The organism is Gottfriedia acidiceleris (assembly GCF_023115465.1).
In the GTDB taxonomy this organism is placed as follows: domain Bacteria; phylum Bacillota; class Bacilli; order Bacillales; family Bacillaceae_G; genus Gottfriedia; species Gottfriedia acidiceleris_B.
This window is the reverse complement of the sequence record NZ_CP096034.1, coordinates 4,070,412-4,093,911: the sequence shown is the minus strand read 5'-3', so window position 1 is coordinate 4,093,911 and position 23,500 is coordinate 4,070,412. Positions and strand designations below refer to the sequence as shown.

General features: G+C 32.0%; 28 protein-coding genes. 21 read left to right on the top strand and 7 right to left on the bottom strand.

All coding sequences use genetic code 11. From position 1 onward, the window contains the following. Nucleotides 1–37 precede the first annotated feature (37 nt). On the top strand, nucleotides 38–313 hold the full coding sequence (locus MY490_RS19420; protein WP_056468720.1) for a YutD family protein: 276 nt from the start codon (nucleotides 38–40) through the stop codon (nucleotides 311–313). A gap of 221 nt (nucleotides 314–534) precedes the next feature. Here MY490_RS19420 and MY490_RS19415 read toward each other — a convergent pair whose 3' ends face one another. Beyond that, nucleotides 535–804 carry a DUF3055 domain-containing protein gene (locus tag MY490_RS19415; protein WP_025672291.1) on the bottom strand — a complete coding sequence of 90 codons (270 nt, stop codon included), beginning with the start codon at nucleotides 802–804 and terminating at the stop codon, nucleotides 535–537. Nucleotides 805–818: 14 nt separating this feature from the next. Continuing rightward, nucleotides 819–998, bottom strand: coding sequence for a fructose-bisphosphatase class II (locus MY490_RS19410; protein WP_248267125.1), 180 nt, complete (start codon nucleotides 996–998; stop codon nucleotides 819–821). A 289-nt stretch (nucleotides 999–1,287) separates the two neighbouring features. Here MY490_RS19410 and MY490_RS19405 point away from each other — a divergent pair, with 289 nt between their 5' ends. Next, nucleotides 1,288–1,740, top strand: a complete 453-nt coding sequence (locus MY490_RS19405; RefSeq protein WP_025672293.1) for a DUF86 domain-containing protein — start codon at nucleotides 1,288–1,290, stop codon at nucleotides 1,738–1,740. Nucleotides 1,741–1,827: 87 nt separating this feature from the next. Continuing rightward, nucleotides 1,828–2,598, top strand: coding sequence for a TIGR01457 family HAD-type hydrolase (locus tag MY490_RS19400; RefSeq protein WP_248267124.1), 771 nt, complete (start codon nucleotides 1,828–1,830; stop codon nucleotides 2,596–2,598). Between the two features lie 117 nt (nucleotides 2,599–2,715). On the opposite strand, the gene MY490_RS19395 is transcribed toward MY490_RS19400, so the two are convergent. Next, nucleotides 2,716–3,237, bottom strand: a complete 522-nt coding sequence (locus tag MY490_RS19395) for a phosphatidylglycerophosphatase A family protein (RefSeq protein ID WP_248267123.1) — start codon at nucleotides 3,235–3,237, stop codon at nucleotides 2,716–2,718. A 506-nt stretch (nucleotides 3,238–3,743) separates the two neighbouring features. On the opposite strand from MY490_RS19395, the gene yutH reads away from it, so the two are divergent. Continuing rightward, nucleotides 3,744–4,742, top strand: a complete 999-nt coding sequence (gene yutH / locus MY490_RS19390; RefSeq protein WP_248269431.1) for a spore coat putative kinase YutH — start codon at nucleotides 3,744–3,746, stop codon at nucleotides 4,740–4,742. A 41-nt stretch (nucleotides 4,743–4,783) separates the two neighbouring features. On the opposite strand, the gene MY490_RS19385 is transcribed toward yutH, so the two are convergent. Beyond that, nucleotides 4,784–5,011, bottom strand: coding sequence for a NifU family protein (locus tag MY490_RS19385; protein WP_025671774.1), 228 nt, complete (start codon nucleotides 5,009–5,011; stop codon nucleotides 4,784–4,786). Nucleotides 5,012–5,133: 122 nt separating this feature from the next. On the opposite strand from MY490_RS19385, the gene MY490_RS19380 reads away from it, so the two are divergent. The 4 genes from MY490_RS19380 to MY490_RS19365 all read left to right on the top strand — a co-directional run bounded on the left by MY490_RS19380 (nucleotide 5,134) and on the right by MY490_RS19365 (nucleotide 9,304). Continuing rightward, nucleotides 5,134–5,436: a DUF1462 family protein gene (locus tag MY490_RS19380; RefSeq protein ID WP_049819759.1), complete on the top strand. Its 303-nt coding sequence runs from the start codon at nucleotides 5,134–5,136 to the stop codon at nucleotides 5,434–5,436. A gap of 557 nt (nucleotides 5,437–5,993) precedes the next feature. Continuing rightward, a complete protein-coding gene (locus tag MY490_RS19375) occupies nucleotides 5,994–7,454 on the top strand; it encodes an IS1182 family transposase (RefSeq protein WP_248267122.1) in 1,461 nt (486 codons plus the stop codon). 449 nt (nucleotides 7,455–7,903) lie between these two features. Further along, nucleotides 7,904–8,323: an NfeD family protein gene (locus MY490_RS19370; RefSeq protein ID WP_248267121.1), complete on the top strand. Its 420-nt coding sequence runs from the start codon at nucleotides 7,904–7,906 to the stop codon at nucleotides 8,321–8,323. Between the two features lie 15 nt (nucleotides 8,324–8,338). Then, nucleotides 8,339–9,304 carry an SPFH domain-containing protein gene (locus MY490_RS19365; protein ID WP_205753817.1) on the top strand — a complete coding sequence of 322 codons (966 nt, stop codon included), beginning with the start codon at nucleotides 8,339–8,341 and terminating at the stop codon, nucleotides 9,302–9,304. Between the two features lie 68 nt (nucleotides 9,305–9,372). Here the strand turns inward: MY490_RS19365 and MY490_RS19360 are convergent, their stop codons facing one another. Further along, entirely contained in the window at nucleotides 9,373–10,440 is a 1,068-nt protein-coding gene (locus tag MY490_RS19360; RefSeq protein ID WP_248267120.1) for an NAD(P)/FAD-dependent oxidoreductase, read from the bottom strand. Between the two features lie 196 nt (nucleotides 10,441–10,636). On the opposite strand from MY490_RS19360, the gene MY490_RS19355 reads away from it, so the two are divergent. The 3 genes from MY490_RS19355 to MY490_RS19345 all read left to right on the top strand — a co-directional run bounded on the left by MY490_RS19355 (nucleotide 10,637) and on the right by MY490_RS19345 (nucleotide 12,436). Next, nucleotides 10,637–10,873, top strand: coding sequence for a YuzB family protein (locus MY490_RS19355; protein WP_216853911.1), 237 nt, complete (start codon nucleotides 10,637–10,639; stop codon nucleotides 10,871–10,873). 342 nt (nucleotides 10,874–11,215) lie between these two features. Continuing rightward, complete coding sequence (dapF, locus tag MY490_RS19350; RefSeq protein WP_248267119.1) at nucleotides 11,216–12,082, top strand: diaminopimelate epimerase; 867 nt, start codon at nucleotides 11,216–11,218, stop codon at nucleotides 12,080–12,082. Further along, nucleotides 12,083–12,436, top strand: a complete 354-nt coding sequence (locus MY490_RS19345; RefSeq protein WP_098565754.1) for a HesB/IscA family protein — start codon at nucleotides 12,083–12,085, stop codon at nucleotides 12,434–12,436. Between the two features lie 302 nt (nucleotides 12,437–12,738). Here MY490_RS19345 and MY490_RS19340 read toward each other — a convergent pair whose 3' ends face one another. Next, the gene (locus tag MY490_RS19340; protein WP_248267118.1) at nucleotides 12,739–13,728 is read right to left on the bottom strand and encodes an NAD(P)/FAD-dependent oxidoreductase; all 990 of its coding nucleotides are present in this window, start codon (nucleotides 13,726–13,728) and stop codon (nucleotides 12,739–12,741) included. A gap of 369 nt (nucleotides 13,729–14,097) precedes the next feature. Here MY490_RS19340 and MY490_RS19335 point away from each other — a divergent pair, with 369 nt between their 5' ends. The 7 genes from MY490_RS19335 to MY490_RS19305 all read left to right on the top strand — a co-directional run bounded on the left by MY490_RS19335 (nucleotide 14,098) and on the right by MY490_RS19305 (nucleotide 19,037). Further along, nucleotides 14,098–15,315 carry an NAD(P)/FAD-dependent oxidoreductase gene (locus tag MY490_RS19335; protein WP_248267117.1) on the top strand — a complete coding sequence of 406 codons (1,218 nt, stop codon included), beginning with the start codon at nucleotides 14,098–14,100 and terminating at the stop codon, nucleotides 15,313–15,315. Nucleotides 15,316–15,505: 190 nt separating this feature from the next. Continuing rightward, nucleotides 15,506–15,985, top strand: coding sequence for an NUDIX domain-containing protein (locus tag MY490_RS19330; RefSeq protein WP_248267116.1), 480 nt, complete (start codon nucleotides 15,506–15,508; stop codon nucleotides 15,983–15,985). 94 nt (nucleotides 15,986–16,079) lie between these two features. Further along, nucleotides 16,080–16,397 carry a YuiB family protein gene (locus MY490_RS19325; RefSeq protein WP_248269430.1) on the top strand — a complete coding sequence of 106 codons (318 nt, stop codon included), beginning with the start codon at nucleotides 16,080–16,082 and terminating at the stop codon, nucleotides 16,395–16,397. Between the two features lie 90 nt (nucleotides 16,398–16,487). After that, on the top strand, nucleotides 16,488–17,135 hold the full coding sequence (locus tag MY490_RS19320) for a 3D domain-containing protein (protein ID WP_248267115.1): 648 nt from the start codon (nucleotides 16,488–16,490) through the stop codon (nucleotides 17,133–17,135). A gap of 3 nt (nucleotides 17,136–17,138) precedes the next feature. Beyond that, the gene (locus MY490_RS19315) at nucleotides 17,139–17,600 is read left to right on the top strand and encodes an SRPBCC family protein (RefSeq protein ID WP_248267114.1); all 462 of its coding nucleotides are present in this window, start codon (nucleotides 17,139–17,141) and stop codon (nucleotides 17,598–17,600) included. A gap of 202 nt (nucleotides 17,601–17,802) precedes the next feature. Continuing rightward, nucleotides 17,803–18,189, top strand: a complete 387-nt coding sequence (locus MY490_RS19310; protein ID WP_025671788.1) for a PaaI family thioesterase — start codon at nucleotides 17,803–17,805, stop codon at nucleotides 18,187–18,189. 290 nt (nucleotides 18,190–18,479) lie between these two features. Further along, nucleotides 18,480–19,037, top strand: coding sequence for a DUF5366 family protein (locus tag MY490_RS19305; protein ID WP_248267113.1), 558 nt, complete (start codon nucleotides 18,480–18,482; stop codon nucleotides 19,035–19,037). A gap of 51 nt (nucleotides 19,038–19,088) precedes the next feature. Here MY490_RS19305 and MY490_RS19300 read toward each other — a convergent pair whose 3' ends face one another. Continuing rightward, complete coding sequence (locus MY490_RS19300) at nucleotides 19,089–20,960, bottom strand: transglycosylase domain-containing protein (protein WP_248267112.1); 1,872 nt, start codon at nucleotides 20,958–20,960, stop codon at nucleotides 19,089–19,091. A 241-nt stretch (nucleotides 20,961–21,201) separates the two neighbouring features. Between MY490_RS19300 and kapD the strand changes: the two genes are divergently transcribed. The 3 genes from kapD (at nucleotide 21,202) to MY490_RS19285 (ending at nucleotide 23,417) form a co-directional block, all read left to right on the top strand. Continuing rightward, on the top strand, nucleotides 21,202–21,822 hold the full coding sequence (gene kapD, locus MY490_RS19295; protein WP_248267111.1) for a 3'-5' exonuclease KapD: 621 nt from the start codon (nucleotides 21,202–21,204) through the stop codon (nucleotides 21,820–21,822). 453 nt (nucleotides 21,823–22,275) lie between these two features. After that, on the top strand, nucleotides 22,276–22,458 hold the full coding sequence (locus MY490_RS19290) for a hypothetical protein (protein ID WP_069034802.1): 183 nt from the start codon (nucleotides 22,276–22,278) through the stop codon (nucleotides 22,456–22,458). Nucleotides 22,459–22,670: 212 nt separating this feature from the next. Continuing rightward, nucleotides 22,671–23,417 (top strand): FixH family protein, encoded by a 747-nt coding sequence (locus MY490_RS19285; RefSeq protein ID WP_248267110.1) that lies wholly within the window; start codon nucleotides 22,671–22,673, stop codon nucleotides 23,415–23,417. Nucleotides 23,418–23,500 lie beyond the last annotated feature (83 nt).

Here is a 23,500-nt window from a genome sequence, read left to right as displayed (position 1 = left end):
TACATATTTATGGGAGTAAAAGGAAGGAGAATACAAATTGGTTTGCATACAGAATATTTGCTATGAAGTAGTTGAAGATTACCGTGAAGGATTCAATGAAGAAGCTTTTAAAGCGAGATATGCAGAGATCCTTTCAAAGTATGATTACATTGTTGGGGATTGGGGCTATGAGCAACTAAGACTTAGAGGATTTTTTGATGATTCTCAAAAAAATGTTCCATATGATTCAAAAATAAGTACATTACGTGAATACATTTATGAGTATTGTAATTTTGGATGTAAATATTTTGTGGTTAAGAAAGTAAAAAATTAAATGATGGGGAAACCCATCATTTTTTTATTTTAATAAGATTGTGGATAAACTATTTTTTGATTTTTTCAAAGAATAAAAACCTTGTGGATAAGTTTGAATCTTTCAACAAAAATGTGAATAACTAAAGACTTAATCACAAAAATAGTGGACAACTTTTTAGTTATCCACTATTTTTCAGATTATTTAGTAAAAATAAATTATTTATCCACAGGATCGAAAAATTAAAAAATAATTTCACTAAGAAAATCTAATAATTCAGCTGCCTTTTCTTCAGAAATTCCGAAAGCAAATTCTAAGTAACCTTCTTCTTTTAAATCATCTGAACCAATAATTGCAAATCGATTACTTTGCATATCCATAATCATAACTTTGCCATAATGACGATCAGAATAGACTAAAGCAAGATCATGTCTTTGCTCTTCTCCCATAAAGCTTACAAAACGAGTCTTTGCTTGAATAGTGTCATCATATAAGAAAAAACGTTCTGACATTTTTTATTCCTCCATTATACTAAAATAAAATTTTGCTTATATCCTAAATGGTGATGTGCATTAATATGGCACACAGTTTTCATTTTACTTCTCATTACAATATAATGAGTTTCAACTAAGTCTCCACCTAAGAAAGTAACTCCTTCAAGTAATTTACCTAAAGTAAAGCCTGTAGTAGCAAAAAATTGCATCATCAGCTTTTACTAAATCATTTAATGTTAATAATTATCTTGGGTTTCAGCTTCATTTCCTTACCTTTGTCCCATCAAATGAGCAGAGGCAAGGGCAACTGCTTCAGCAACTCATATAATCTCAATTGCTAATCACGCTCCAAAAGTCCAATCCAAAGAAAAATATTCACCTATATAATATAACAAAAATCGGTAAGAAACGCTTTCATTTGTCGATTTTTTTCGAATTTAGCTATAAAATAAATATAAGTCCATAAAATGTAGAAGATAGAATTGAGAAGGAAGTGTACATATGTACTTTGTAAATCGTCAAAACATATTAGATCGAATTGAAATTTTAAATTCAATGCTTGAATTTTATGCGTCAAACAGCAGCCATCCAAAAAATAAAATAGAAGAATTAGCTTTGGAAAGAATGACACATCTTTTGATTGATAGTATGTTAGATATTGGAAATACAATGATTGATGGCTTTATAATGAGAGACCCAGGTAGTTATGATGACATTGTTGATATTCTAATGGATGAAAAAGTTATTACTGCATCAACTGGAGAATCGATAAAAAAATTAATTCCAATTCGAAAACATTTATTACAAGATTACACATCTTCAATTACAGAAAAAATAGTGACGACATTAAGCGAAAATATAGAAGCATATAAGGAATTCCCGGTTGCGGTTCAAGCTTTTCTTGATAAGGAACTTGGTGTAATTAATGCTTTTAGTAGTGATGAGGAAAAATAATCTTAATTGTTCAATGTAAAATTTGATTCTAACGCTGTTTTTCTTTTCCTACAAAAGAGAACAGCCTGACTAGTAAGGAGTGGCAATATGAAACAATATAAAGGATACTTAATTGATCTAGATGGAACGATGTATCGTGGCGAGGAGCAAATTGAGGAAGCGAGTCTTTTTATAAAGGCTCTGAAGGAAAAAAATATTCCATATCTTTTTGTAACGAATAATTCTACACGTAAACCAGAACAAGTTGCTGATAAACTTAATTCCTTTAATATTCCAACTACAAAAGAACAGGTCTTTACAACAAGTAATGCAACAGCAAATTACATAAAAGAAAAAAAGGCAGATGCTACTGTTTATATGATCGGTGAAGAGGGCTTACAATATGCTCTAGAGGAAGTTGGCTTAACAATTACAGATGAAAATCCTGATTTTGTAATTAGTGGTTTAGACCGTAGTATTAATTACGAGAAATTAGCAAAGGCTTGTATAGCTGTACGAAATGGCGCGACATTTATTTCTACTAATGGCGACATAGCGATTCCGACCGAAAGAGGTTTATTACCTGGAAATGGTTCACTAACATCTGTTATTGCGGTATCTACTACAGTAAAACCAATTTTTATTGGAAAACCTGAATCAATTATTATGGAACAAGCATTAAAAGTTCTTGGTGTTGCAAAAGAGGATACATTAATGATTGGTGATTATTATGATACAGACATAATGGCTGGTATTAATACTGGTGTTGATACATTGATTGTTCATACTGGTGTAACGACAAGGGATATGTTGTCAAATTACGAAACGCAGCCAACTTATTCAGTTGACTCATTAGAAGAGTGGATTAAATATATTTAAGAAATTAGCTAAACTAAAAAAACCTCACTAGTTATTAATTAACTTGTGGGGTTTTTGTGTTATTTCAAATGAAAAAAGTGGTCTCAAATGTAGATTGACTTATGAGACCCCTCTTTTTTATTCATCTTCAGCTTTAATTTGATCAGCCTTTTTATGTGCAGCACGATGAGCAAGTCGGCTAGATGCAGCAGCTGCAATCGCTCCAACAATATCATCTAAAAATGTATTTACTAAGCCTGTTGATTTATCATTTAATCTTTCTAAAATCCCAGGTTTTAATTTATCGATGTAACCGTAATTCGTGAATCCAATTGAACCATATACATTTACGATCGATAAGGCAATTATTTCATCAATTCCATAAAGGCCTTCATCTTTTTTGATAATAGCCAATAATGGCTCCTGAAGTTTATCTTGCTCTGCCAAAATATCTAATTCAATACCAGTAATGATGGCATTTTGTATCTCACGTTTTGTCAAGACTCTCTCAACATTGTGTTTACACTCATCTTTAGATAAATTTTCATGATATTTACTTTGTAAAAAATAAACTAAGTCAGCAATGTCATCGAGCGTAACACCTCTTTGTACTAATAACGATAATGCAGTCTTTTCTAAATCGTGATTTAAATATTCCATTTCATCACCTTTTCCTTATCGATTGATTTAATTACTATAAAAATAACTAAAATTGAGATTTCATAAAATAATTAAAACTTTTACTTTAAATTATTTTTAAGAAATAAGAGGATTAATTATATATGATTCGATATCGAACATAATTCCCCTTTATAAAAAAAGTTAAAACATAGTAAAAAAATTGTTAAGACATATAATTTATTACTTATACCTTATCTGTTAAACCTTTTGCCTTCTTTTTGTATAGTATAGTTCAGAGTTTAGCATGCCCAAGTAAAGCGAAAAAAGGAACCTTTCTTGGCCTTTGTCTTATGTTTGTGGGGCTGACCAATTGGCTTTTACATTTCATATATACTACGTCATTCTCTCCCTTTTTGTGTATGGTCATTCGGGTTTATAGATAGAAAGTGAAAAAGAAGGGTACAGGTTTTTAGGTTTGTGACATATATATTAATTAAGTAGGTATAAGAAGGATGTGAGTGATGATGTTTATTCGCAACCAAAACATCATTCAAGACATGTTTACTCATTATCAAATTCAACCAGCTGAATTACTTCAAGTACAGTCATATTACATGTTTTGGCAGCGGAATAGGGTGTATTTTCTTGCACCCATTGGAAATTTAAAAGAAGATGATTTGCAGGAAATGAAGAGTTTAAGTGATTTTATGAGCTTAACCGGTGATCAATCGGTCGCAACCTTTGTTCAAAATGTTCAAGGGTACTATGTGAGTAAGATTGATGGAAATAATTATTCCTTATTTAAGAGTAACAGACAAAATGAACGCAGTAATAATAACGGTGAAGAACTTGCGATTTTTCATTTAAGAGGGAAAAAATATTCAGATGAATTGAAAAGATTAAATAGGATTGGGAAATGGAAGAATTTATGGGAAAAACGGTTAGAGCAATTAGAAAGATTTTGGCAAAGTAAAGTGAATAGTCATCCCGAAAATTTTTTCGAACAAATATTTATTGAATCTTTTCCTTATTATCTCGGAATGACTGAAAATGCGATTCAATATGTTGTAGATACTGAACTTGATGATACTCCTCAAGTTGTTGATGCAGCAACAATTTGTCATCAAAAAATGACTGAACGAAGGCAGAAAGAAATTCATTTTGCGAAAGTACCGATTGAATGGATTTATGATCATCCAAGCAGGGATCTTGCTGAATGGGTTAGGGATGAATATTTAGAGAATCCTGATCATTATCAAAAGAAAATCCTCTCATTTTTTTATGGTTATGAAAAGAAAAGTCCATTATCTACTTTTGCGTGGCGTTTATTATTTGCAAGACTTCTTTTTCCTGTACACTATTTTGAAACAATTGAAGGATATTATTTGGCAAGGAGCGATGCGGATCGGAAAAGGTATGAGCGGAAGTTAGTTAATTATCTAGAAAACACTAATGAGTTTGAAGCTTTTTTAGGTGGATTTTATGATTTGATTGGACTACCAACGGCTAAGTTAGGGATTCGTGAAATTAAATGGCTAAAATAAAAGAGAGGGTTTATAACCCTCTCTTTAGTATTGAAAACATATTAGAATACTTGCTCAACCTCAATTACACCAGGTACTTCTTCTAATAAAGCTCGCTCAATACCAGCTTTTAATGTAATAGTTGAACTTGGGCAGCTGCCACATGCACCTAAAAGGCGCAGTTTAACAATACCATCCTCAATATCAACTAAATCAACGTCTCCACCATCTCTTAGTAAAAACGGTCTTAATTTATCTAAAACTTCTTGTACTTGTTCTTTCATGTCCATTCATATCGACTCCTTTCACTAATTTTATTATAATCAGTTAAGAGGAAAAAATCTATTACAGAGTACTTTGTGTGTTTGAAATTATTTTCGGACACACCCTTATTGTATGCTAGGAGGAGAAAATGAGTAATAAAATTTTAGTGGAAGTTTTTGGAGCTGAAGTAATATGTGCAAGTTGTGTAGGAATGCCATCATCAATTGAAACTTTTGAATGGCTTCAAGCTGCACTTCAAAGAAAATATCCTGACTTAGCCTTTGATTTTCAATACATTGATATATTTAATGTAGAGAATAATGAAAAAGAAGATTTCGCTGAACGAGTTAGAAATGATGAATTTTTCTATCCAGTAGTATTAGTAAATGGAAATGTTGTTGGTGAAGGTAATCCAAAATTAAAAGATGTTTATAACGCTATTGAACTATAATGTATGAAAACCCCTTACAAAAAAAATGTAAGGGCAGAGTGTTGAAATATAAAGTCGTCAATAGGGAAAACGGACTTTAAGTGAACTTTAAGTGAACATTTAATAATGATAAAATTAGCATTTTTTGAATGATCTTTTAATGGTTATAAATGTTAATAGGTTTGATCAATTTCATTATTTCAATAACGCTAGAAATGATTTTTTTAGAAGTTAAAAATATTATGAGCTTTTTTTAGAAAACAAATTCGATCGTTTAGTTTAATAACTGTTCAATATTAATTATCTACAATCTGATTAAAATACAACAGTTAGATTACTCTAAGTAAAGGCTATTTGATTAGGGTTTATCGCAGACATTTTTTGATGAATAAGTTGATTGGAATGGAGGGATGCTCGACTCCTATGGGATTAGCGGGAAGGCTGAGACCCCGCAGGCTTGCCGAGGCCACTGAAAAAGTCCTTGTGATTAAAAAAAGTGAAGGCTTTCTCGATTTCATCGAGGAAGCCTTCACTTTTTTCTTGTATAATTGTTGTATCAAGTAACGGTGGTGTATCGAATGATCTCAAATCAAGAATCTTTTACTCTCAGTCCTTTCATGGCTTTATACGATTTAATTGTTCCGAAAGATAATATACTTCGTCAAATAAATGAATTAGTAGATTTTACGTTTGTTTTAGAAGAATTAAAAAATAAATATTGCCTTGATAACGGCCGGAATGCAGTGCCGCCTATTCGTATGTTCAAATATTTGTTACTAAAATCGATCTTTGATTTATCAGATGTTGATGTTGTTGAACGATCAAAGTATGATATGTCTTTTAAATATTTTCTTGATATGGCTCCGGAAGAATCAGTGATCAATTCAAGTTCTTTAACGAAATTTCGTAAGCTTCGTTTAAAAGATGTTGAATTATTAGACATGTTGATCAATAAAACAGTCGAAATCGCACTTGAAAAAGAACTAATTAAAAGTACTTCCATTATAGTTGATGCAACTCATACAAGATCGCGATATAATCAAAAATCACCAAAAGAATTTTTAATGGAAAAGTCAAAGCTTCTTCGAAAAGCTGTTTATCAAATCAATGAGGGAATGAGAGGAAAATTCCCACAAAAGCCAACAACGAATGATTTAATCGATGAAATTAAATATAGTCAAAAAGTCATCCAATCTGTGGAAAAAGAAGAATCAATCCGTGAATATCCAAAAGTCAAAGAAAAACTAAACTATCTAAAAGAAATTGTAGAAGATTACGAGGGCAACCTAGAATTTTCACATGATCCTGACGCAAAAACTGGTCACAAATCAGCTGATACCTCATTCTTTGGTTATAAAACACATATTGCGATGAACGAAGAGCGTCTTATTACAGCTGCATTGGTTACTACTGGTGAAAAAAATGATGGAAAGTACCTACAAACATTGATTGAAAAAAGTTGTGAAACAGGAATGGAAATTGATACAGTCATTGGTGATACAGCTTATTCAGAGATTGATAATCTTCAATACGTAAATGAAAATGAATTAAAATTAGTTTCGAAATTAAACCCAACGATTACACATGGAACACGTAAAAAAGAAGATGAATTTCAATATAATAAGGATGCGGGTATGTACGTTTGCAAGGCAGGTCATATGGCAATCCGAAAAAGAAGACAAGAAAGAAAAAATCAGAAAAAAAATCCGCGAGATATGTATTACTTTGATATTGAAAAATGTAAAAAATGTCCCTTTAAAGATGGATGTTACAAAGAAGGTGCCAAAAGTAAATCATATAGTGTAACAATTAAATCAACTGAACACAAAGAGCATGCACAATTTCAAGAAAGCGAATATTTCAAAGAGAAATCAAAAGAACGCTATAAAATTGAAGCAAAAAATAGTGAATTAAAACACAGACACGGGTACAATGTAGCAAATTCCACGGGTCTATTAGGCATGGAAATGCAAGGGGCAATGGCCATATTCGCAGTTAATTTAAAACGAATACTGACCTTAATGAAGGAAGAAAAATAAAAATGTATAAAGGAAAAGGCGATTTTCCGTTCAATTCTGAACGAAAAATCGCCTTTTTTAGATCATATATAGATTACAGTAAATAAAATTGACTGTTTTTCAGTGGCCTCGGCTTGCCGAGGAGGCTAAAGAATCTCGCCCCATGGAAAGCGAGCATCCTGTAATGGAAATCAATATCACTCTACTCCTTTTACGAAAATTTGATAATTAATTGACAAGATAGTTTTTCGACAGCATGCCCTTACAAAAATGTAAGGGTTTTTTTATTGATTACAAATTGTTTTTTGTAGGGTTCATATTGAAAATGATTCTTATCCAAAAAAATTAAAATGTTTTAATATATTTCACTATTTTATGTAAAATGCGGAAGATTTACATGATAGAATAGAAGTGTAAAACAAATAAATTACAATTTTTGGCATATATATATAATTGGGAGGAGGGGTGGAATGGTTGCAATCAGTTTATTTGTAATTGGAGTTTTATTAATTATTATCGAAATGTTTTCGTTAACATTTGTATTCTTATGGATTGGTATTGCGAGTATTCTAGCATCAGTTGTCAATTATTTAACAGGATCAAACACCTTTACTTTTATTGTTTTTGTTATTAGTGCATTAATTTTGTGGCTTAGTACCAAGAAATTTGCAAAAAGAATCCACCAGCATAAAACGATCGAAAATGGAGTATATGCATTAGTTGGTAAAGAGGTCGCAGTAGCCTCTGTTGAAATAAATGATGTTACACTAGGCACGACTAAAGTTTATGGTGACGAATGGACAATCCGTTCTACTGAACCATTAACTTTAAATCAAAAGGTAATTGTAACAAAAATAGAAGGTGCAACTTTATACGTGAAAAATAACTAATTGAGGAGAAGTGCTATGTCTGATGTAAGTTCTATGGTTGGTCCAATTATTATAGGTATTATTGTTTTATTTGTTGTGTTACTTTTATTATCCAGTATTCGTATTGTTAGACAATCTGAAGTATATCTAGTAGAACGATTAGGGAAATTCCATCGTAAATTAGAGAGTGGAATCCACGTTGTAATGCCATTTGTTGAACGTGTGGCTAGTAAAAAAACATTGCGTGAGACTGTGGTAGACTTTCCACCACAATCAATGATTACAAAAGATAATGTTAGTATCCAAGTTGACTCAGTTGTCTTTTATCAAGTAACTGATGTTGTGCGTCATGAATACGAAATTGCTAATCCTCTTTCTGCGATTTCCAATTTGACTGCAACTACTTTACGTAACTTAATAGGGGAATTAGATTTAGATGAAACGTTAACCAGTCGTGATACAGTTAATAATAAACTCCGTGCAATTCTTGACCAAGCAACAGATAAATGGGGAATGAAGGTTAATCGTGTAGAAATCCGAAATATTATTCCACCAATTGATATACAAAATGCGATGGAAAGACAAATGCAAGCAGAACGTACACGTCGTGAAAAAGTTTTAAATGCACAAGGTGAAAAAGAATCAAAAATCCTGAAAGCAGAAGGGGAAAAGCAATCAAAAATTCTTGAAGCAGAAGGGGAACGTTTAAGTCAAGTTGAAAAAGCTCGAGGAGATAAAGATTCTCAAGTTTTACGCGCGGAAGGGGAAGCGGAAGCAATCATTAAACTTGCTGAAGCGAAAGCTAGAGGGGAACAACTTGTGTTAGATGTTTGGAGAAATGCAGAGCCAACTAAAGAAATGGTTCAATTACGTTCAATGGAAGCTTTAGAAAAAGTAGCTTACGGTCATGCATCAAAACTTGTTATTCCGACAGACGCTACAAAGCTTTTAGGGATGGTTGAAAGTGTAAAAGAAGTTATTAAATCTGATAAAACAGAATAAAAAAAGCCCCTTAGCAATTATGTTAAGGGGCGATTTAGCATATAAGTATAGCTAAAAAGATTTGTTAATCAACCATTGTGGTATTTATACATCCATAAAATTCCAGACTTAATTAATCTTGGAACACGTCCGATTAGTGGGCGTTCATTGAATAGTCCAAAACCATGTTTTTTACCTAATGAGCCCATAATACCTTTTAATTTAATTTTAGGCATTTCTTCTGGAAGGTCTTCACCTTTCCATTTTTTTTGTAAAACCATAACGATTTGTTCTGCTTGAGCTTCCGCAAGCTGTGCAGAAGGTGCATATGGTAATGATGCACAATCTCCTACTACATAAACGTGCTCATCGTTTGGTATGTGATGATATTTCGTTACTATGATTCTTCCTGTATTGTCTTTTTCTACGTCTAAATTGCGGACAACTTCAACTGGTTGAATTCCCGCTGTCCAAATAACAGCGTCACAATGAATTTCATCATCATGGTTAAATAAAGTATTTTTCTCAACCTTTGTAATGTTTGAATTGCTGACAATTTTTACATCGTGCTCAATAAACCAGTTTTGTACATAATAACTAAGTTTTTCTGGAAACATTGATAAAATTCGGCTTCCACGGTCAAAAAGTAAAATTTGTAAATCGCTTCTACTTTCTCTTAATTCACTAGCTACTTCTACTCCACTTAAACCAGCACCTACAACACCGATTACTGAATTAGGAGGTAGACTATTTACATTTTCATAAGCGTTTCTTGTTTTTTCAATTGTTTGAATACTATAAGTATGTTCCGGTGCACCAGGTACATTATGGTATTTATCCTCACAACCTAAACCGATAATTAAATCATCATAAGAAACTGATTTTCCATTGCTTAATTCTACTTTCTTGTTTGCCGTATCAATTGTAGTAATATCTCCATATACAACCTTTAATTTCTCATGAGTTGGTAATGGTATTCTAATGTGTTGCTCTGGAACCGTACCTGCAACTAATGCATAATACTCAGTTTTAAAGCAATGAAAAGAATTTCGATCAATCAATGTGATATGAACATCCTCAGGTAAATCAGATGTTAATAGACGTGACAAAGCACGAATATTTCCATATCCGGCACCTAGTAATACGAGGTTTTTCATAGTTGATGTTCCCCTTTTGTTTTATTAGCGTTGAATGAAAAAATTTTTCTATTTTTCGACAATTATATTATATATATTTTATGTTAAAATAACAACGCCTAACTCGGTAAAATAAAGCTCATTCCATTTATTCTCAAAAGGATTGACGTTTTTAAAAAAAAAGAGTAACTTTATGAGGAGCAAGGAGTGAAAAATAGTGAGACCATTAGTCGAATTTTGTATAAAAAATCTATCAGACGGTGCACAAAAAGCTTTAGAACAGCTTGAACGTGATCCAAATCTAGACATACTAGAATATGGCTGCCTTGGATATTGTGGAAAATGTAGTCTATCACTTTTTGCACTAGTTGAAGGGGAAGTAGTTACTGGAGAAACGGCAACCGAGCTAGTAGATAATATTTATATTTTCTTAGAAGAAAATATGTTAATATAAGAAGCGCTGTTAATAATTAACAGTGCTTTTTCTGTTTTTTGAGCTATTTTAACAATAGTTTATTCTTCCTCAAACCGTTTAACATCCCTCGATCATTCCCTAATTTAAACAATTCACATATGGGAAAATTACTATCCTTTAGATTAATTACATTAACCAATATTATTTTTATTACGTACACTGTTTTTAATTATAAAGCAAAATAAATGCAAAAAAAATGAGCATTCACCTAAGTGAAGCTCTTAAAATGTTTCTATATCGAGAAACGGGGGATGTTCTTATTGTGCTCAATTCATTTAAATTTTATACTTGTATTAATAAAAAAAGTAAGGAGTCATGTAAATGAATTCTTTTCGTTATACAAAAATGCATGGATTAGGAAATAACTATATTTATGTAAATATGTTTGAAGAAAATTTAAGAGAAGAAGAGCTTTCTAAACTTGCAGTTGAAGTTTCAAATATTAATACAGGTATTGGTAGTGATGGAATGATATTAATCTGTCCATCAGAAGTTGCAGATGTAAAAATGCGAGTATTTAATAATGATGGGTCAGAAGCTAAAAATTGTGGTAATGGTCTAAGATGTGTAGCTAAATATGCATATGAACATGGAATTGCAAATAATACTTCATTTAAGATTGAAACAATCAGTACAATTGTTGAAGCAACAGTTCATGTTGAAAATAATATTGTTAATCAAGTAACAGTAAATATGGGGAAACCAATATTCCAAAGATCACAAATCCCAATGATCGGTAATGACCAGGAATATGCTAAGGATAGAATTTTATATGAAGAAAAAAGCTATGAATTTTCAGCGGTTTCGATGGGAAATCCTCATGCTGTTTTTGAAGTAACTGATATAAAAAAGGCACCATTAACTACTTTAGGTCCAATTGTTGAAAAGCATAATTTATTTCCGGAAAGCGTAAATGTTGAATTTATCGAATGTTTGCCGCATAATGAGATAAATTTCGTTGTATGGGAGCGAGGTTCTGGTGTAACGCAAGCCTGTGGAACAGGAGCTTGTGCTGCAGCAGTCGCTATGATACAAGAAGGTAAATATAAACGAGATGAACCGATAACTGTTCACCTGCAAGGTGGAGATTTACAAATTACTTGGTCCACTGATGGGGATGTATGGATGAAAGGCCCAGCAGTTACAATAACAGAAGGCATATACTATACTCAAAGAGGAGTGAAATAAATGATTACAGTTACTGAACAAGCAGGTTTAAAAATTAAAGAAATGATTGAAAACGAAGAAGATCAAAACACTTTTGTTCGCTTGGGAGTAAAAGGTGGAGGTTGCTCTGGACTTTCATATGGACTTGGTTTCGATCCACAAAAAAATGATGATGACACAGAATTAGAATATCATGGCATTAAGTTTTTAATTGATAATGAAAGTGCTCCAATTTTAAAAGGAGTTGTAATTGATTTCAAAGAGTCATTACTAGGTGGAGGATTTACAATCGAAAATCCGAATGCAATCGCATCATGTGGATGTGGTTCAAGCTTTAGAACAGCTACGAATGCTGGTACACCTGAAGAGTGCTAATTGAGCCAAACTTAATCACTGAATAAAAAATGAATAGGATACTTTTGTATCCTATTTTTTCTATTATACAAACTAGGCAAAATTCTTAATTGTTAATATTTTTACAAATTCAGGGTAAATTATTGAATCTTTTTTGAAGTTGTGTACTATTATATAGTGTAGATAAAAATTTGAAATGGTTTCTTAAGAAGTTGGTTGTGAAATGGTTCACGAATTATGCTGTACATTGTTCAATGTATCACAAGTGAGGTTAAAAAAGACTGCCTATTAAAAGCCAGTCATTATGATTTAAATTTTATATTTTAGAACATTGAAGAACTATGACCTGGTTGTACTTTCGCAGTTGGATCAATATAAGTTTTAGCATGGTTGATTGCTGTTGGTGCTTCACCAAAACCAGAAGCAATTAGCTTAACTTTTCCATCATATGTACAAATATCGCCAGCAGCATAAATACCTGGAATATTTGTTTCCATGCGTGAGTTAACAACAATGTTATTCTTTTCAATGTTTAGGCCCCAGTTTTTAATTGGTCCTAAAGACGAAACAAAACCATAGTTAACGATCACATCATCAATTTCAATTTCAATGCGCTCTTCAGTTTTTGCATTTTGAAGTACAACTTTTTCAATACGCTTTTCACCAACGATTCCAACAGGAACCCAAGGAGTTGTTACTTCTACTTTAGAGTTCATTAAGTTTTCAACGCTATGCTCATGAGCTCTAAATTTATCACGACGGTGAACTAATGTTACTTTTTCAGTGATTGGTTCAAGCATTAATGACCAGTCTACAGCAGAATCTCCGCCACCGAAAACAACAACTCGTTTACCAGCAAATTTATTCATATCATCTACGAAGTAATGTAGGTTTGCTTTTTCAAATTTTTCAGAACCAGCGATTTCAAGTTTACGTGGTTGGAATGCACCATTACCTGCAGTGATGATAATAGCTTTTGTATAATGCTCAAAACCATCATTACAAACTAAATGGAATACTCCGTCTTCACCTTTAGTAATCGTTTGAACTGACTGCTCTAAACATACGGTAGGATTAAATTTTTTCATTTGCTCTTTTAAGTTATCAATTAACTCTTGAGCGCGTACTTTTGGGAAACCAGCTACATCATATATGTATTTTTCAGGGTAAAGTGCAGATAATTGACCACCAAGCTGTGGAAGGCTTTCTATGATTTTTACACTAGCTTGTCGCATTCCACCATAAAAAGCAGTGAATAAACCAATTGGTCCTCCACCAATTATCGTAATATCATATACTTTTTCGTCTTTCATAAACGGAATATCCCCCTCATGTATAAATGCATGTCATCTTTAATAGAATAATATCATATTTTATGCCGATAAACTGAGGTGTGGATCAAAATATAACTAATTTAACTTAATATTTCGAGAATTCTACCGATTAGATTTATGCTTGAAATCTTACACAAAAAACTTTAATATTGTTATAGGCTAATTGTTAACATTTTGTGACAATTATTACGAAATATTTAGACAAATATCCCTATTCAATTGTTTGCTCACTTATGTACTAATTTTATAATGAACTAGATTGCTCACTATTGAGCTTAGTTATAAATTTAGAGATATTACGGCAAATTGTAGGTACTTAATATAATTTAAAAGGATGGTATGTATATCATGAATAAGCCTAAGATTGTAATCATTGGAGCTGGGTACGGTGGAATTATTACTGCAACTCGACTTCAAAAAACATTATCTGCAAATGAAGCGGACATTACATTAGTAAATAAAAATAGTTACCACTACCAAACGACTTGGTTACATGAAAATGCGGCAGGTACATTACATCATGACCGTACACGCCTTGACATTAAAGACGTGATTAACCCAAGTAAGGTTAACTTTATCCAAGATACTGTTACTCAAATTAAACCAGAAGAAAAGAAAGTCATTCTTTCTAACGGTGAATTAAACTATGATTATTTAGTAGTTGGACTTGGTTTTGAGTCAGAAACATTTGGAATTAAAGGTTTAAAAGAACATGCATTCTCAATTGCAAGCATCAATGCTGCTCGTCAAATTCGTGAGCATATTGATTATAGCTTTTCTAAATATTACAACACACCAGCTGAAAAGCGCGACGAGTTATTAACAATTATTGTAGGTGGTGCTGGATTTACTGGTATTGAATTTGTTGGAGAACTTGCAAACCGTGTGCCAGAATTATGCAAGGAATATGATATCGATCGTAATTTAGTTCGTATTATTTGTGTAGAGGCTGCTCCAATGGTATTACCAGGTTTTGATCCTGAATTAGTTGACTATGCAGTATCTCAATTAGAGAAAAAAGGCGTAGAATTCAAAATTGGTACAGCTATTAAAGAATGTACTGAAGATGGAATCATCGTTGCTAAAGGTGATGTAGAAGAGAAAATCAACTCTGCAACAGTTGTTTGGGCTGCAGGTGTACGTGGTAATGCATTAGTAGAGCAAGCTGGCTTCGAAGCTATGCGTGGACGTGTGAAAGTTACAAAAGATATGCGTGTTCCAGGATATGATGACGTATTTATCGTGGGTGATTCTGCTTTATTAATTGACGAATCTAGTAACCGTCCATACCCACCAACAGCACAAATAGCAATTCAACAAGGATTTAATGTTGCACACAACTTAGCTGTATTAGTTCGTGGAAAAGGTGAACTTGAAGAGTTTACACCAGACATTAAAGGGACAGTATGTTCATTAGGACATGATGATGCAATTGGTGTAGTTTACGGTAAAAAATTAACTGGTTGGAAAGCTTCATTTATGAAGAAAGTAATTGATAACCGTTACTTATTCCTACTTGGCGGACCAATGTTAGTTCTTAAAAAAGGTAAATTAAACTTTCTATAAGCAGATCAGCTCGACTTAAGTCGAGCTTTTTCTTTGTAAATTAAGTTAGAATAAATTGACAGCGGTGAAGAATTATTGACGTAGTTGCCCATTTTAGGGATTAAGTATAAGTGCAAGCAACTACGCCTCTGTCTTCACCTAAAGCTCGCCAATTGACGAGTTTTCTCTATCGTAAAGGTGGTCATAATAGATGAGTAAAAGAAGCAATGTATGGCTAGGGGTAGCTGGTTTAGTGAAAGACTCTAACGGAAGATGGTTAGTTGTAAAGAAAAAATATAGTGGCTTAAAAGGTTTATGGTCTTTACCAGCTGGTTTTGTAAAACAAGATGAAACTGTTGACCAAGCAGTTTTAAGAGAGATTAAAGAGGAAACAGGCGTAAATGCAACCTTAATCGGTTTAATAGGTGTTAGGACTGGCGTTATTCGGGAAGAAATTAGTGATAATATGTTAATTTTCTTATTACAGGCAGATGCTACAACAATCTCTATTCAAGAAGAAGAGTTATCAGATGCACGTTTTATTTCTGAAGAAGAGCTACTAAAGGATCCTACATCTTCATTACTAATTAAATACTTAATTGAAAATCCTCCGAATAGACCAATGAATGTAGTTAAAGGTTTAAACCCAGGAGATCAATTCCAATATACAACCTATCACTTCATTAAATAATTTTTAAATAATTTGAATTTTTTTAAAATTGACGATAGGACAAGAAGGTTTTACACTGTATATAGAAAAAATGTGGGGTGTTTTTTATATGGTGATGAGTATTCCAGTTTTACTAATTTCAATTTTGTTATTTTTCGTATTAGCTTTTGGAATCGGTTTCCTTGCAAATATGCTTTTTCGAACAACTTGGTTCATGGTAATAATCTATCCACTATTAATCGTTATGATTGTGGACAAGATTAGTACGGTAAAATATTTTACTAATACTACTGTAGCTTTTGAGACATTAAAAACAAACTTAATGGCAGTAGGAACTGGTGATATTGTTATTTTAACAGCTGGTTTAGTAGGGGCAATTATGTCAGGAGTAGTAATCCTTTCATTAAGAAAAAATGGATATCAAATGTTCTAACTTTTAACTTTCTCATGAATGAGAAAGTTTTTTTTATATTTTTTTTGTTTTAGGGAAAGATGAAAAGATGAAAAGGAGTGAAATGATTCATTGGGTATAAATAAAAAATTATTTAGACGTGTTATTTTATCTATTTTATTCATTATTGCATTGTTTTCTTCTTTAAAAATTCTTGCAAATATTCAAGTCGCTACTATAAAAGGCTGGTTTAGTGATTCAATTGCAATCAATAAAGTATTTGCTGAAGAAAATAAAACGATCACAAATGAGAGCATAATGATTACGATGGCAAAAAACATCGAACATAATACGAATTGGAATAACTATAAAAAAGTAACAGTTACTGCAACAGGTTATACAGCGGGAAGAGAATCAACAGGAAAAAGTCCTAAAGATCATTCATACGGAATTACTTACTCAGGTGTGGAAGTAAAGAGGGATCTATTTTCAACCATTGCAGCCGACTTAAACGTTTTTCCGATAGGAACGGTATTATTTATTCCTGGCTATGGATATGGAGTAGTAGCAGATAAAGGTGCAGCAGTAAAAGGAAATCATTTGGATTTATACTTTCAAACTGTTGGAGATGTATTTGAGCATTGGGGAAAGAAGAAATTGACTGTTTATATAATAAAGCAAGGGTCAGGAAGATTTACAGAATCAGATCTCAAAGAATTGAATGAACAAAACTCATTACAAGTATTTAGACAGCAATCAAAGAATCAAATTGGAGAATAGATTATGGAAAAAATAAATTATAGCTTAACCATTAATGCACCAATCGAAGCTGTTTTTGAAGTTGTTGATTCGGATGAGCATATAAAAAAGTGGATGGAAGGTTTTATAGAGAATAAATATGACGAAAATTTTAACAGAGAAAAACCAGTTGGTCATAAGTTTAAGCAAAAGCTAGAAGAAGATGGGGAAATTCGAGAATATGATGGTGAAATCATTTCTTATAGCCCGCCAAAAGAATTAGGTATTCGATTAAAGCATACTAATTTTACAGCCGATGCGGTCTATCGCTTTTTTTCTGTTGAATCAAATCAAACCCGATTAGATTATGAATGTAGCTTGGAAATGTCTTCAGTAGTGGCTAAAATGACGGGCTTCATATTCAGTTGGTTTACAAAACGAATTGTAGTAAAACAAATGAGTAGTTTAAAAGAATATGCAGAAAAGCGATTTGATGGTGTATTATAAAAACATGCCCCTTGCATTAATAGCAAGGGGTTTAAAACGTTAAAAGGATTTGTTTTGAATAAAAGGAAAATCTTTTCATTATCTCGAATTTAAAATAAGTAAAATTTTATAATAAAAATTGTTAAACATAATCTTTTGTTCAAACAAGTAAGACGAAAACAGAGTTGTTTAAAGTGAAGCTTTATGGAGAGGTGGAAGCATAATGGAAGAGAAAATGACCTTAATGCATGCTTTAGGCATGACGATAGAGTCTGTTGAAGAAGGCAAAGTAGTGATGAAAATGGAGGTAACGGAAAAAGTACATCAACCGTTTGGTTATTTACACGGTGGTGCTTCAGTTGCTTTAGCTGAAACAGTTGCGAGTGTAGGAACGTTTTCGATGATTGATCAAGAGAATCAACTTGCTTTTGGTCTTGAAATAAACGCAAATCATTTACGTTCTGTTCGTGACGGTGTCGTAACAGCAATCGGAACAGCAGTACATACAGGAAAAACGACAATGGTTTGGGATATAAAAATTTACTCCGAGGATGAGCAGTTAGTTTGTATCTCGAGATGTACAGTTGCGATTAAAGATAAACGAAATTAATACAAAGGGCTGTTAAATTACAATTGTAATTTAGCAGTTTTTTTATGACCAAGGATATCAAATTAATGACACTTGGTAAATGGAACTGTCAGGTTTCTTAAATATTAAAATACAATTTAAAATGATTATTTCTAAAAAGAAAAAATAGAAACTCATCAATTTTATCTTAAACTTATGGTAAAATAATTAAGTTGTGTATATAAGATTTCGAAGATAAGTGAGACATCCTCTATATAAGAATTTTTAATGAATTAGAAATTTCTTGAGATAGAGAAGAAAGGAGACATTCGATGAAAAATATATATTACACAGGCTTTAATGCACTTTTATCAATTATTATGTTTACGGTCGCCATTACATTAAACTTCTTTCAAATGACTATAAACTTTTTATCAGTATCTGGTATTCTACAACCACTTACAGATCTACTTCCAGAGAAGGAAATTAGAATTCTTACATTTCTAGGTATAGCATTTCTTTTCTATTTAGTTTTGAGTGGATTCAAATTAATTTCTGATATGATCTGGCAATTTGCGCTATTACTATTCTCAAAGGACAATGAAGGAGTAGACTTATTAGCAACCAAGAAATATTCTTTTGTCTTTTTAATAGGTGGATTAATTGCTATCTTTTTAAATAAATCTTTAGTGTATATTGCTATTATTTTACTAGTATCAGTAATTGCATTTTATATTCTATTTTTAATAAAGCAAAGATCTAACTATACAATTATAGGAGTCATTGGTTTTATAATGATCCAATTAATTATTTGGGGATTAGTAGGAAGCGGAGTTGTATATGGCGCATTTACAGTTTTAGCTAAATTTAAAACTTCAATGCCATTTTAAAAAAAGTAGCACTTTTGAGTTTCTCAAAAGTGCTACTTTTTTGTTTATAGATTAATATAATTGGCCATTCACAACGATATTTTGCCATATGCGTTGAGTAGGTGGATAAGAATAGTTTTTAGGAATTGGAATTCTTTGTTTATCGTTACCAATCCACGTACCAATTGTATAATTTGAAGTTAATCCCATGAACCATAGATTCGTATTATCGTTAGTTGTACCTGTTTTACCGCCAATATAGTTTAACGGCATATAGATATGTTTAGCAGTACCATCTTTTACGACAGAGTTTAACATGCTTCTCATAGTTTCGTTCGTTGATGGATTGTAAACACGAATTGCTTTAGGTTCATTATCGTATAATACGGTACCATCTCTTAACGTGATTTTTTTAATAGCTGTATTTTCATAAAATACTCCATTGTTTCCAAATGTAGAGTATGCATCTGTCATTTCTAATGGTGACATACCGACATTGAAGCCACCAAGAGCACGACCTAGCTCTACACGGTCTTCATTTGTAATTGTTCTAAACCCAAACTTATCTAAGTATGAATAACCTATGCGTGGTGTAAGTTGCTCATATAATCGAACTGCAGCCGTATTATATGAGTTTTGCATAGCAGTACGTATAGTTACATCCCCGTATTCTTTTTTACTATCATTTTTAGGACAATATGTGCCTTTACAGTAGTTATCTGCGTTTACTTTTGTATCTGGTGTAGCACCAAAGGTTTCGATATATGGTGCATAAACTAGTAATGGTTTAATGGTTGAACCTGGCTGTCTATATGATTGGAATGCTCGATTTAGATTGTGAGGTTCATAGTTTCTTCCACCAGAAATAGCAATAATTTCATGTGTATCATTTCTTATTACAACTGCTGCGCCCTGTGTATTTGTTGAAAGCGTTCCTCGATTAACTGCGTTAACTGTCGCTTGTTGTACTGAAGGACTTAAGCTTGTATAGACTTTTAAGCCTTGATTTTGTAAATATAATGCTCTCTCTTGAACTGTTTTTAATTTTTTTAATTCAGTTTGTTGTGCTGCTGATAGCTTGCTAGTATTAAATTTTCCTTTTTTACCAGCTAAAATACTCTTTAGCTCAGAATCTACGTAAGAATAGTAATCAGGATATTCCTGTGTTTTACTATCTTTCTTTAGCGTAATTTTTTCTTTCATGGCAGCAGTATACTGTTGTTCAGTTATTTTTCCCTGATCTCTAAGTATACCTAAAATTCTTTCTTGACGCTTTTTAGCATTATTAAAGTTTCTCAAAGGATCATATAAAGTTGGGTTATTTGGAATTGTACATACGAAAGCTGTTTGAGCAATACTCAAATCTTTTACCGATTTGCTAAAGTATGCTTTACTTGCAGCTTCGATTCCATAGTTTCGATTTGCAAAATAGATTGTATTAATGTACATTTCTAAAATTTCATCTTTAGAATATTGCTTTTCAAGTTGTAAAGAGATTTGAATCTCTTTTATTTTGCGTTCGACTGTACGTGCTTGAGTTAAATATAAGTTTCTTGCAAGTTGCTGTGTAATTGTACTAGCTCCCTGTTCTATTCCACTATTCGAAACATTCACCATAAATGCCCTAGCAACTCCAAATAAATCAATACCCTTATGTGAATAAAAATATCGATCTTCGGTAGAAATAAAGATATCTTTTACTAGTTGCGGAATATCACCGCTTTTTAAATTAATTCTATTATCACCAGAAGCAGGAATATAAAAAGGATTATTATTTCGATCATAAAAAACACTGTTCTGTGATAAAGAAACAACAGGTAGTTCTTCTACCTTCTTTTTGGGAATATGTTTTGAGGTCTCATACGCCATCATAGCTTGCTGAGATGTGAAATAAAAGACAAGAAAGCTTATTATAATAATAATAAATCCAATAATTTTTTTCATAATAGCCCTCTATATACTTTCTATTTTTTAATTCGTTCAATGAAATAATTAAACGAACGATATTATTTTAACACGATTTTTCATCTTGATGGGTATCTTATGTTATTTTTTACACAAATTGGTTGTATTAATAAAATAAGGAATAAAGTTGAAAATAGTAAATTTGTCTTACTTGAATATTCGTTAATCATATAAGACAATAAGTAAAAATCAGAAAATTTATTTTTCTGGAGGTGAGGAAATGAAAGAGCAGTTTCTGTTTATTGATTTTGAATTTACAATGCCCGATGGAAAATCAAAAGGAATTAAATTTTTTCCGGAAATCATTGAAGTTGGTTTTGTAAGTGTCATTAATGATGAGATTAATCAAACATATTCTTCATTTGTTAAACCACTGCAATTTCCAACGTTATCCTCAAGATGCAAAAGGTTTCTAAATATTTCTCAAGAAGATGTAGATCATGGAATACAATTAAAGGAACTTGGAGAAATATTAAATGAAGCGACAAAAAACTATAGAACCACGGTAATTACTTGGGGCAATATGGATATGAGAGTATTAAAACATAATTGCGAGGCTGCGAATATTTCATTCCCAATTCATGGGGAAGTAAGAGACTTATGTCTAGAGTATAAAACCTTCTTCGGTAACCAAAATCAAACTGGCCTTTGGAACGCAATGAAAGAGTATGGAAAAGATGGAACTGGAAATCACCACAAAGCACTAGACGATGCATTAACAACATATCATATTTATAAATTAGTAGAAAAAGATAAGCAATACATGAAAAAACCTGCACCAGCGACTTTAGGAGACTTAATTGATTTCTCATTACTAAAGAAAAAAATATCTTCATACTAAAAACCAATTGATTTTAAATCAGTTGGTTTTTATTTTGTTGAAAGAGGAATCTAGCAGTTTAGGTACTAATTCACTATTTTTTATAGGTGCAAATTTAAATGTTTTCATGATTGCTTGATGTTAATTCGTACTTGATTTTCACTTATTATTTGATTAAAAAAATAAAGAATCACTAGAACATCTGATTTTTGATTTTAATTTTTAAAATATTACTTTGTTATAAAGAGAATGATTGGAAAGAAGAGATGCTCCACTCCTATGGGAGATGCAGGAAGGGTGAGCCCCTGCATAAACGAGGAGGCTCAGCTCATGCCACATGGTAAGCAAGCATCCCGTAGTGGAAATCAACAACACAATACATAATGATCAATGAAAAATCTTTTGACCTATACCTCATTTTACTTTGATTATTATAGAATACTTTGTATAATTGGCAGTGGGAGTGATGGGACTATGATGGAGTTTTTATATTTTCCTGAAGATAAAACAGAGTATATACCTGCCGTTATTTCATTAATCATTTTTATGATTGGTGCATTTATTACTTTTTACTTAATTAAAAAGGCATCGCTGAAAGAAGAAAAGCGTATAACAGAATTAATGGAATCAAAAGAAAAAAAATCATTACGTGAATAAAATAATTCAAAATGGGGACTTACAAAGGAAGGTCTCTTTTTTTAATTTACATCACATTTTTATCACATTTTTGTGATAAATTTATTTTTGTGTATTTATTAGCTACATGATTAATTCGAATTCGATCAACAAAGCACGTAAAATACATTAACTTTATCAATCTAAAATTTAAGATCTGTTTCAATTTAGCAGAATCTTAGGAGGTAATACATATGAAAAGATTATTAAGTATTTTAATTGTAAGCATTATGATTACTGCAGGATGTTCTAATGACAAGAAGAAGGAACCAGTAGTCGAAAAACCAGTTGATGTAAATATACTTTTGCCGACATCCGATATTAATTTAAATAAAGAAATTACAATACGTGCTGAAGTTAGTCAAAATAATAAAGCTGTTTCTGATGCTGATGAAGTTCAATTTGAAATTGGTAAAAATGGTGAAGATAGTATTGCCATGCTTGATGCAAAAAATGGTGAAGATGGTATTTATTCAGCTACATACAAATTTACTGATCCAGGAGATTATTATGTAATTGCCCATGTTACTGCTAGGGATCAACATTCAATGCCTAAAAAGGATTTTAAAGTTCAAACTAGTAACTCAACTAGTAATAGTAATAATGTAAAGAGTGAGCATGAAACTCACAGTGGAGACGATCATCATGGCGATGTAATGATTCATTTGATGGGCACTGAAAATATTGATGCAAATAAAGAAAATCTCTTTACGATTCATCTTATGACGAATGATGGAAAACCGCTTGAAAAAGCGAACGTGCGAATTGAAACATGGAAAGATGAGCAAGGAAAGCATGACTATACTGATGCAAAAGAAGTTGCACCAGGTGAATATGAAGTTAAGTATACTTTTAAAGAAAAAGGAACAAGTACAGTAAAGGTTCATGTTGAGAAAGAAGGACTACATGACCATACTGAAAAAGAAGTTACGGTAAATTAAATAATAACAAAGGCTATCCTATCTTTGATGAATAGAAGGATAGCCTCTTTTATATAAAAGCTGACTGATATCGCTTTTATGGG

Coding starts and splice junctions, on each gene's coding strand:
- MY490_RS19415 (WP_025672291.1), bottom strand. CDS start 804: ATGTCAGAACGTTTTTTCTTATATGATGACACTATTCAAGCAAAGACT.
- MY490_RS19410 (WP_248267125.1), bottom strand. CDS start 998: ATGATGCAATTTTTTGCTACTACAGGCTTTACTTTAGGTAAATTACTT.
- MY490_RS19405 (WP_025672293.1), top strand. CDS start 1,288: ATGTACTTTGTAAATCGTCAAAACATATTAGATCGAATTGAAATTTTA.
- MY490_RS19400 (WP_248267124.1), top strand. CDS start 1,828: ATGAAACAATATAAAGGATACTTAATTGATCTAGATGGAACGATGTAT.
- MY490_RS19395 (WP_248267123.1), bottom strand. CDS start 3,237: ATGGAATATTTAAATCACGATTTAGAAAAGACTGCATTATCGTTATTA.
- MY490_RS19385 (WP_025671774.1), bottom strand. CDS start 5,011: ATGGACATGAAAGAACAAGTACAAGAAGTTTTAGATAAATTAAGACCG.
- MY490_RS19380 (WP_049819759.1), top strand. CDS start 5,134: ATGAGTAATAAAATTTTAGTGGAAGTTTTTGGAGCTGAAGTAATATGT.
- MY490_RS19375 (WP_248267122.1), top strand. CDS start 5,994: ATGATCTCAAATCAAGAATCTTTTACTCTCAGTCCTTTCATGGCTTTA.
- MY490_RS19370 (WP_248267121.1), top strand. CDS start 7,904: ATGGTTGCAATCAGTTTATTTGTAATTGGAGTTTTATTAATTATTATC.
- MY490_RS19365 (WP_205753817.1), top strand. CDS start 8,339: ATGTCTGATGTAAGTTCTATGGTTGGTCCAATTATTATAGGTATTATT.
- MY490_RS19360 (WP_248267120.1), bottom strand. CDS start 10,440: ATGAAAAACCTCGTATTACTAGGTGCCGGATATGGAAATATTCGTGCT.
- dapF (WP_248267119.1), top strand. CDS start 11,216: ATGAATTCTTTTCGTTATACAAAAATGCATGGATTAGGAAATAACTAT.
- MY490_RS19345 (WP_098565754.1), top strand. CDS start 12,083: ATGATTACAGTTACTGAACAAGCAGGTTTAAAAATTAAAGAAATGATT.
- MY490_RS19340 (WP_248267118.1), bottom strand. CDS start 13,728: ATGAAAGACGAAAAAGTATATGATATTACGATAATTGGTGGAGGACCA.
- MY490_RS19335 (WP_248267117.1), top strand. CDS start 14,098: ATGAATAAGCCTAAGATTGTAATCATTGGAGCTGGGTACGGTGGAATT.
- MY490_RS19330 (WP_248267116.1), top strand. CDS start 15,506: ATGAGTAAAAGAAGCAATGTATGGCTAGGGGTAGCTGGTTTAGTGAAA.
- MY490_RS19325 (WP_248269430.1), top strand. CDS start 16,080: ATGAGTATTCCAGTTTTACTAATTTCAATTTTGTTATTTTTCGTATTA.
- MY490_RS19315 (WP_248267114.1), top strand. CDS start 17,139: ATGGAAAAAATAAATTATAGCTTAACCATTAATGCACCAATCGAAGCT.
- MY490_RS19310 (WP_025671788.1), top strand. CDS start 17,803: ATGGAAGAGAAAATGACCTTAATGCATGCTTTAGGCATGACGATAGAG.
- MY490_RS19305 (WP_248267113.1), top strand. CDS start 18,480: ATGAAAAATATATATTACACAGGCTTTAATGCACTTTTATCAATTATT.
- MY490_RS19300 (WP_248267112.1), bottom strand. CDS start 20,960: ATGAAAAAAATTATTGGATTTATTATTATTATAATAAGCTTTCTTGTC.
- kapD (WP_248267111.1), top strand. CDS start 21,202: ATGAAAGAGCAGTTTCTGTTTATTGATTTTGAATTTACAATGCCCGAT.
- MY490_RS19290 (WP_069034802.1), top strand. CDS start 22,276: ATGATGGAGTTTTTATATTTTCCTGAAGATAAAACAGAGTATATACCT.
- MY490_RS19285 (WP_248267110.1), top strand. CDS start 22,671: ATGAAAAGATTATTAAGTATTTTAATTGTAAGCATTATGATTACTGCA.